The sequence below is a fragment of the Pseudomarimonas arenosa genome, assembly GCF_014841215.1.
GTDB classification, from domain to species: Bacteria; Pseudomonadota; Gammaproteobacteria; order Xanthomonadales; family Xanthomonadaceae; genus Pseudomarimonas; species Pseudomarimonas arenosa.
The window spans coordinates 1-8,530 of the sequence record NZ_JACYTR010000097.1 but is presented as its reverse complement, the minus strand read 5'-3'; the positions used below and the strand labels follow the sequence as shown (position 1 = coordinate 8,530).

General features: G+C 61.2%; 5 protein-coding genes. All 5 read right to left on the bottom strand.

Features of this window, described 5'->3' with window-relative positions:
• Positions 1–361 precede the first annotated feature (361 nt).
• The 5 genes from IFO71_RS20915 to IFO71_RS20895 all read right to left on the bottom strand — a co-directional run bounded on the left by IFO71_RS20915 (position 362) and on the right by IFO71_RS20895 (position 7,501).
• On the bottom strand, positions 362–751 hold the full coding sequence (locus tag IFO71_RS20915; protein ID WP_192031633.1) for a GFA family protein: 390 nt from the start codon (positions 749–751) through the stop codon (positions 362–364).
• Between the two features lie 198 nt (positions 752–949).
• Positions 950–1,369, bottom strand: a complete 420-nt coding sequence (locus tag IFO71_RS20910) for a hypothetical protein (RefSeq protein WP_192031632.1) — start codon at positions 1,367–1,369, stop codon at positions 950–952.
• A gap of 71 nt (positions 1,370–1,440) precedes the next feature.
• The gene (locus IFO71_RS20905; protein WP_192031631.1) at positions 1,441–2,211 is read right to left on the bottom strand and encodes a hypothetical protein; all 771 of its coding nucleotides are present in this window, start codon (positions 2,209–2,211) and stop codon (positions 1,441–1,443) included.
• Between the two features lie 128 nt (positions 2,212–2,339).
• Positions 2,340–5,216, bottom strand: coding sequence for a TonB-dependent receptor plug domain-containing protein (locus IFO71_RS20900; protein WP_192031630.1), 2,877 nt, complete (start codon positions 5,214–5,216; stop codon positions 2,340–2,342).
• A 293-nt stretch (positions 5,217–5,509) separates the two neighbouring features.
• Entirely contained in the window at positions 5,510–7,501 is a 1,992-nt protein-coding gene (locus tag IFO71_RS20895) for a winged helix-turn-helix domain-containing protein (RefSeq protein ID WP_192031629.1), read from the bottom strand.
• Positions 7,502–8,530: the final 1,029 nt, after the last annotated feature.

The following is an 8,530-nucleotide window of genomic DNA, read 5'->3' as shown; positions in this document are numbered from 1 at the left end:
TGCGTAGCCGCGCAGCGGCCGAATGAGGGCCGTGCCAGCGCCGAAAGATCGCGAACACTCTGTTATCTCAACACCATCGGTCGAAACTCTCGCCCCGCTTGGAATCGCCGGATCTTTCGGCGCAACCTCATGAAATATCCGGGCTAGTGTCCTGTCGCAGAACTACGTTTCGCAAGGCGCGCGATCTTTTGCAAGATTGAGTCGGCGGTGGCGATCCACTGGAAAGGGGCTGCGTCAGCGTTGTATCGGGTTACGAAGAGCTCAATCTCACCATCCGCGCGCAATCGGCCCATCAGCGTTTCCCGCAACCAAGCCCGCAAAAGTATACGTCATTTATGAATGGTATTTATGCGACACTACACTAGGTGCTGGACAAATGGCTGATACTGGCCGCCTGCTCCTCCCAGGCGGACTTGCCGTCAAAAGTTTCCACTTTCAGTGAGCGGACGGTGTCGGAGTCGATGCAACGCACATTGACGTCGATACCATCGGGGTTGGAACGCGGTACGTAGAAACTTTTCACCCCGCAGTGTCGACAGAAAAGATGCCTGGCGACCCCAGTGCCAAAACGATATTCAGACAGCTCCGACTCGCCCTGCAGCAGATGAAAGCGCGCCTTCGGCACGATCAGGTGCAGAAAACCCGCCTTGGCGCAGAGACTGCAGTTGCAATCCAGCGCCTCGATATCCACCGGCGCTTCGACTTCGAAACGCACCGCGCCGCAATGGCACCCACCCTGATGTTTGATCATGACTCCCCCTGAACGACCGAGCCTCGGCCAACGCGCAACACATACCCGAGCGCCGCTTGCTATTGATTCTTCCGAATCCAGCGACAGTCCAGCCGGCGCGCGTTGTCAGTGCGCATCGATCTCTCCCCCGGCCCCTCTCCCGCAAGCGGAGACGGGAGAGAATCAGTGATTTGCGACCTGACTCGCAATGCCGAAACCTCAATGGCACGGCTGGTGTGCAGCAACTTGCTGCAGACTCCAGCGCCGCGCCTCCTCGGGATCCTTGAACTGGCTGTACGGACATAACCCGCTGAACATGGCCTTGAACACGCCATGCATGACATCTGCACCCTCGGTACCTGGCAGCGCCACGTGCACGGCAGCCACCGCCCCCAGCTGCCGCACCATCCGCGTGGCTACCCCGCGGTGTAGTTCCAGCGCATCAGGCGTGCACAGCATCGAGCGCTCGATCACGGCGCCACCCACCCAGGGTCCTCGGGCAGCGAAGCCAAGCGCATGAGGAATCGCTTGTTCTGCCCACTGCCTGACTAACTCGATGTTCCACGGCCCCTGCACGTAGGTGAACAGCAGCGGAAATTCGGCATCGATGCGAATGTCGCCGTGCGCCGCGAATGGCATTGGAGGCTCCCGATCATTGAGCTGCCCTCTAGTGTGGCTAGGCTCGACAAGTGGGGCAAGCCTTCTCCGCTTCAGGGCGTGGCCGGCGCACGAAACTGCAGGTCGGTGCCCAACACATCGATTCGCAACACCTTGCGGGGTGTTTGCTTGCTGACGTAAATATCGTTCTCGGGCGAGCTTCCACGCAGCTCATAGCGCAGGGTGTCCAAGGCGCTATCGCCGGCCTGCACAGGGCCGCCCTCGGCGACGTGCAGCCGCACCGCGGCGGTGGGCTCGCGACTCATCGGCTCGAACCAGGTGTACTCGATGGTGTCGCCGACGGCGCTGTCGTCGACTAAGGGCAACAGAAAGCTGAAGGCGCGCAGCAAAACGCCGGGGGCCAATTCAAGCTCGGCTTCCGAGCGCTTCGGTTCGGCTACAGGGCTGAGCAGTTCCCGACTAAGCACCCCGTTTCCGCTTGCCGATCGATAGTCGACCTTCAGGGTCTGAAGCCCGCTGTGAAACTCGATCTCCACCTGCTTTGGCTGCAGCGAAGCGGCATCGAGCCGCGCGTTGAAAGCTTCGTAGATTTCGGCCGAGGGCATCATGGTGCGATCAAACACGTGCAGCTCCTGGCCATCTTGCTTCCAGCCCAGGCGCATGTAGCCATCGGCCTGTTCAGCTTTGAACATGTGCAGATGGATTTCACCCATATCCGGAAGCCGTGCTGCCAGCGACTCCAGATCCAGCGGCGCTGCCGACACCTTGCCCACGGCCAGAATGGCCGCCGCGCCCAACGCCAAGGTCAGTTTGCGAACGAGGGAGCTGCCATTGAGCCGGAAAGAATCTGAATTGCAGTGCATGAGGAAATCTCTTTGTTGAATGTGCCTGCTCAAAAAAGTGTGGCGCGTCCTTGCGCCACGGTATAGGAGAGAGGCGAACTGTTGTCGTTGTTGGGTGGTTGAAGGAAAGTGGCTGAGTTGGCGGCAAGCTAGAACTTGATCGTCGCACCCAGGGTGTAATAGCGACCTACCACATCGTAGAACTGCGGGTAAGTGTTGCCGCTGTTGAAGGTGGTGGAACCGATGGTGTTGCCGACGTTGGGAGCCGCCTTGTCGAGCAGGTTGTCGATACTCAGATTGAGTCGCAGACGGTCGTTGACCTGCCAGGCTGCAGCCAGATCGAAGTAGTTGTACGCACTGATCGAGGAGAACTCGGGCAGGAAGGCCTGACCGCCCGGCTCTTCAATCACGCTACTGCTGCGGCGCCAGTTGAGCGACAGGCTGACATCATCAAGCGACCAGGTCGTGCGTAGGTTGGAGCGATTGCGGTAGATGATGCCCGCCGCCCCGTTGCAGGCGATGCTGTAGTAACCCACGCAGTTGCGGTTGACCGACGTTGGGGTGGCCTGGAAATCCCAGCTCAACACATGGTTCCAATTCAAGGCAAAGTCCAGCGAACCCCACTCGTTCAGCGACAATCCATAGTTCAAGCCAAGATCGATACCGTCAGTGCGCACCTTCCCTTGATTGCTCAGCAAGAGCCCGACACCGGGCGCATCCGAGCCATTGAAGCTGCCATTCAGCGGATGCCGACCGACCAGGGCACAGGCGGCGTTGAAGCTGCGGTTGGGATTGAACGCCGGGTCATAGCACTGACTCATCACATCGGTGATGGTGGGTGTCGTAATCGCCTGTTCAAGCTCGATATCGTAGTAGTCCAGCGTCAATGCCAGGCTGTCGCTGAAGCTCGGTTGCCAAACCACGCCGAAGGTCAGGGTGTCGGCCACTTCTGGACTGAGCGCTGTATTGCCCCCGCTCAGCACGTTGACCTGCCCCGCCGACGGCGGCTCCAGGCTGCCGATTTGACTGAGCGGCACGCCGGTCTGCCGGCACAGGTTCGAAAGCGTTCCCGGCGTGTTGGCTTCAGCCTGATTGATGCGATCGAGTTGGCAGGGATCCACCGCCAGATTGGCCAGCGCCGTCACTGCCGGCTGAAACAGCTCGTTCACATTGGGCGCTCGTGAGGCTCGCTGCGCCAAGGCACGCACTCGGAAGTTCTCCGTGGGCGCCCACTCGCCACCGTACTTGAAGGTGTCGTAGCCGCGACTGCTATCGGTACTGAACTCGGTGTAGCGATAGCCAAGCTCGGCCGACAGCGAATAGGCCCAGGGGGCATCGTTGACGATCGGCACGAAGAACTCGGCAAAGGCTTCCTTCAATTCAAAACGACCGCCACGATCGGGCGTCGGCGCACCGGTGCCCAGTACTTCACCTTGAATCTGTGAGGCTTGATCCGACTTGGTGCTGGCTTCGACCTCACGGTATTCCACGCCGACTGCCAGGGAGATCGGATAGTCGCTCCAGAACACGCTGAAGACATCGCCAAGGTCACCTGATACCGACGCGCCCCCAACATTCTGTTCCACCGTCTGACCGAGCAGGGCGTCGAGGTTGATGAAGTCGATCATGTCCTGACTGATCGAGCCCTCCGGCCCGAAGATATTCAACGGCACGCAGCCGTTGGAGGGATCGAGACAGCTGTTGGCGTCCACTGCCATCAGGGCCTGGCGGGTGCGCGACAAAGAGCCCCAGTTGCCACGGGTCTGAATCTGATCGGACTCGCCAAACGACCAGTAGGCGTCATAGTTCCAGTTGTCATTCAATTCACCGCGCACGCCGACCGTGCCCTGGAACATCTTGTTCTCGAAGTTGTTCAGACGCGGGCCCAACTCGGTGAGCCGCCGACCGATCGACAGCACCGCGGTCTGCGTGTTGCCGACCGTGCATTCGGCATCGCTGATGCCAAGGCCAGCACACATCTGCTGCCGCATCGGCTGAGGGATGAACGGATTACCCACCGGCACTTCAAAGGTGTTCAAGAAGCTGCCGCTGGGCGCCAGCTGGGTGAACACATCGGAGCGCGTGTAGAGCATTTCGGCGTAGGCCTCATGGCCCTCGGTCAGCTCGAAGTGGCCGTAAGCGGTGGCCTGCAGACGCTCCTGCGGGGTCTGATACAGATTCAGCGGATTGAAGTTGAACAGCGCATAGGTCGGCACCAAGGAGCCATCCGGGCCGATCTGGTTGGTACCGGGCAGCCCAGGGACGCCGCCGATGCGGGCCGGCACCGTGGTGCCCGAACCTTCCGGGTTACCGCTGACTGAACTCAAGGATTCGACGCCGATCGGGCGACTGCCTTGCAGCAGCTCATCGGTCTCGGTACGACCGATACTCATCACCACGTTGCCGCGACCATTGGCCAGATTGGCTCCCATGATCAAGTCGCTGCGCTGGCGGTCGGCATCGCCTTCTTCCGACGTTCCGAACTGGGTGGCCAGTTCAACGCCTTCGAAGTCGCGCTTGAGGATGAAGTTGATCACGCCGGACACGGCGTCGGCGCCGTACACCGCTGAGGCACCACCGGTGACCAGATCGATGCGCTCGATCATCGCGATCGGAATCACATTGGTGTCCACGGCGCCGAGCAGATTGAACGGCACGACCCGACGGCCGTTGACCAGAATCAGTCCACGGTTGGCGCCCAGACCACGCAGGTTGATGGTGGCGCCGCCGCCGTTGCCGTTGTTGACGCCGGAGCCAATCGCCGGCACCGCGCCCGGCACCAGGCGGAGAAACTCCTCCACCGTGACCGATTGCTTCTGCTGCAGTTCCTCGCTGCTGTAGGAGGCGATAGGGCTGTTGGCAATCACCCCGGGCGAGTTGAGGCGGGTACCGGTGACCTCGATCTGGTCGAGGACATTGGCCTCATCGCTGTCCTGGGCGATGGCCGCAGTCGGCATCAGGGCAATCGTGGAGGCAACCAGGGCAAGGCGTATCGCACTGGTCAACAGGTGGTTGTTTCCAAGCATTCATTTTCTCCAATCGGGGCTTGCTGAATGACGAACGGGTCGTCATGAACCGGCCTGGCGCGCTACGCATTCGCTCTATCGGCGCTGATAGACGTGTCGCTGGCCGCCGGAACAGACAAATCGCGCTCAGCACTCGACACAAGTCGAAAAGCCGTCGATTTTTCTAAGCCACTGATTGGAATGAGAAACTTTGGCCTGTGGCCGGCCCTCCGACAGGCCTCAAGCGATGTCGAAAAACTGTCGAATGGGCGATTTGGCCCAGTTCCGGGTCGAGGAGACTGGCTCTGCTCTGGCTAGTCGGCCATCAGATAAAGATCGGCCTGGTCGCGCTCAAACCAGTTCAACAGCAGTCGATTGCGCTGACGATCGAGTGTCATGCTGCGGTAGTTGGCTACCCGCCTCTTGGGCAGGCGGGCGATCTCCGCCGTCGCGCCGTCCGGCGATCGTCGTGCAACCAAATCGGCCTCGGCGCCGCGGCGGATGTAGTACACCTCGTCGTCGGCGCCCAGCACCCAGTTGCCACCGTCGCCAATCGCCAGATCGTCGATCCAAACGGTTTCATCGCCGCTGCTCAGGTCGCGCCGCCACAATCCGGGCTCCCGGAGCTTGCTGTACAGCAGGTGGCCTGCGGCATCGAGGCGACCCAGCAGGCCGCCGTGCTCGGTCAACGCTTGCGCCTGGCCTGAGCTCAAGTCCAGCCGCCAGAGGTTCCACTTGTTGCCGGCGTGTCGCGCTGCCGCAATGATGGATGCGCCATCGGTTGACCAAACCGGCGGCGCGTAATCCATGCTGGCATCACCCAATCGCCGGATGGCTCGGGTTTCAGGGTCAAGCACGAACAGCCCGATCACATTGATCGGGTCTGACCAGTTGAACGCGATCTGACGTCGATCGGGTGACTGCGCGGCAGCAAACAGCGGCCGCTCCGAGCGGTGGACAACGGTCGGCAGGCCATCTCCGATTCTGCGCCAGAGCGTGTAACCACCGGGATTGATCGCCACGTAAACCGCACTGTCGCCTACCTGATCGGGGTTCTGATCACTTCCGGCCGACGTCAGCCAAGGCTCACCGAGCACCCCAGCGGATAGATCCAGCGGGCGGATCGAGGTGCTAAAGGTGGACCGGGCATACACCCAGGCTGAGCCGCTGCGATCGATGAAGTCGACCGTACTCGAGTCGTTGTAGCGCTCATCCAGGCGCCCGGATGACAGATCCAAGACCCCAATCGAGCTGCCGGTGGGGCCGCCCCACAGCACCTGCATGCGGCCCTCGTCGATCCAGTCAGCTGCGTCCACCAGCCCGTCAAAGGCGCGGCGTTCGGTACCGCTTGCGAGATCACGTAGCCAGAGCTCATTGCGCGCGGGGGCCAGCGGGCGGATGAAACTCAATGTTTCTCCCGTCGGCGAGAATCTGGGCATCAGATCAGATTCGTACTTGTGTACCGAGCGCTCACTTAACACCGAAATTTGTTGCTCGAGCAAATCGAGAATCACCAAGCCACCGAGTCCGGCGACAGGATCAAACCGCGCGAACACCAGCGATCGCGAATCAGGAGACCAGTCGAGCCCCCAGCTAAGCAGCGCGTGATCGACATCCCAGCTGGTGCCAAGCCCGGTCGCCAAGTTGACAATGCGGATCTGGCTCTTGCCCTGATCGTTCAGCTGCAAGAAGGCCAGCTGCTTGCCGTCCGGCGACCAGGCCGGAGACGACTGCCGTTTACTCTCTGACAACGGGCCAGTCGGTGAAGCCTGATCGGTGGCGGCCACAAAAACCTTAACGCCGGCGCCCGATTCAGGCTCCCAAACAAACGCGACTTGGGTCCCGTCAGGTGACAACCTCGGCTCACTTTCGCGCCCAGGAAGCGCGCTCAGCAGATCTCCGCGAAGCGAAGGCAGCGCCTGAGCTGGGCGGGTAGGCTCGGCACCTTGCCAGGCGGACCAAACCAGGAGCAGCACCAGGGCGCACAGCACACCGATGATGGCCATCCGCCGCCTGGGCCTTGGTATAACCAATGGCTCGATCGGGCGCACCGGCGCCACCAAGCGATAGCCTGCTTTCGGCACGGTAGCGATGTACTGGGTGTCGGTCGCCGCTTCGCCGAACAACTTGCGCAGTTCAGAAATGGTATCGGTCACCCCTTTGACGCCGGTGTACTCATTGCCCTGCCATACCGAGTCGATCAGCTGTTTGCGCGACACCAGATCGCCTGGGCGCTGCGCCAAGGTCAGCAGCACCTGCATGACCTTGACCCGCAACGTGGTCACCACACCCTCTGCGTCGGTCATCGAACAGGCATGACGGTCGACCAGGAAATCGCCGACATAGAATCGGTCTGCAAGCCCTGGCGCAGGCCCCCCCACTGACGCGTGACTGGGCGTCATCAGAACGCCGGAGCCGCGGTCGAGCAAAGAGACTGACGACGCTGTTGGAGCAATACGTGAGGCATGATTTGACGTGTATGGACGAGTGCCTTCGGCGCCTGACCCCAACGGGCCAGACCGATACCGCGACGCGCTTCGCGCACGCCGGGCTGCGGCGATCATACACGCTGACTTTCTGCTCAGAGAGCTGCCAGGAGTCACATCGCGTGATAGGACGGGGGCTAGGCCTACAAGGCCGTGCCAAGGCCCACCGGCACCACGCAGACTTTGACCGCCCTGACACTGAAGGCACTCGGGTCCAGCTCTCCCGGGGTAGACCTGTGATCCGCGTGATCGGGCGAAGAACGCCAATTCCAGACCGCAACATCGTCACTCCGCAGAGGCACAGTGCCGGATGCCGGCACTCGACGTGAGCTTTCGGGCTGACGGCATGCTGCGCACCCATCCGTCCGAAGAAGTGAGTGTAAAGCTGCCCTCATCACAGGACCGGACCGAGGCAGTGGCTGTCCCCCACGGTTGTGGGGCACCGTTGACTTGCCGATACATGTTCCAACGGCGCGACAGCCCAGGATCCACTTGGTCGATCTGCACAAGGTCGGAGGTCAACCACAGCTGCTGGCCTCTGGCATCGACGCCAAAGTAGATCAGGGCCAGCCCGTTGTGAGTACTCACGAAATCGAACCCATCGCCAGGCTGCTCGGGTACGAACCACAAACCGGCCAACTGATCCGCATCGCGACGACGGGATTGCCACAGTACGGTGAGCGTCCCCAGTTCGTACGCACGCTGCTGTTGAGTGCGAGGGTTCACTGTCTTGCCTCCCAGTTCCCTTGGACCCGCTCTACCCGGATTTGTGTAAGTCCGCTCCAGGCTAGGCGGCCCGCCTCAACTCTGCATCCTGCTGCATCGCTTCGTCCAGCTTCTTCTTCGCGC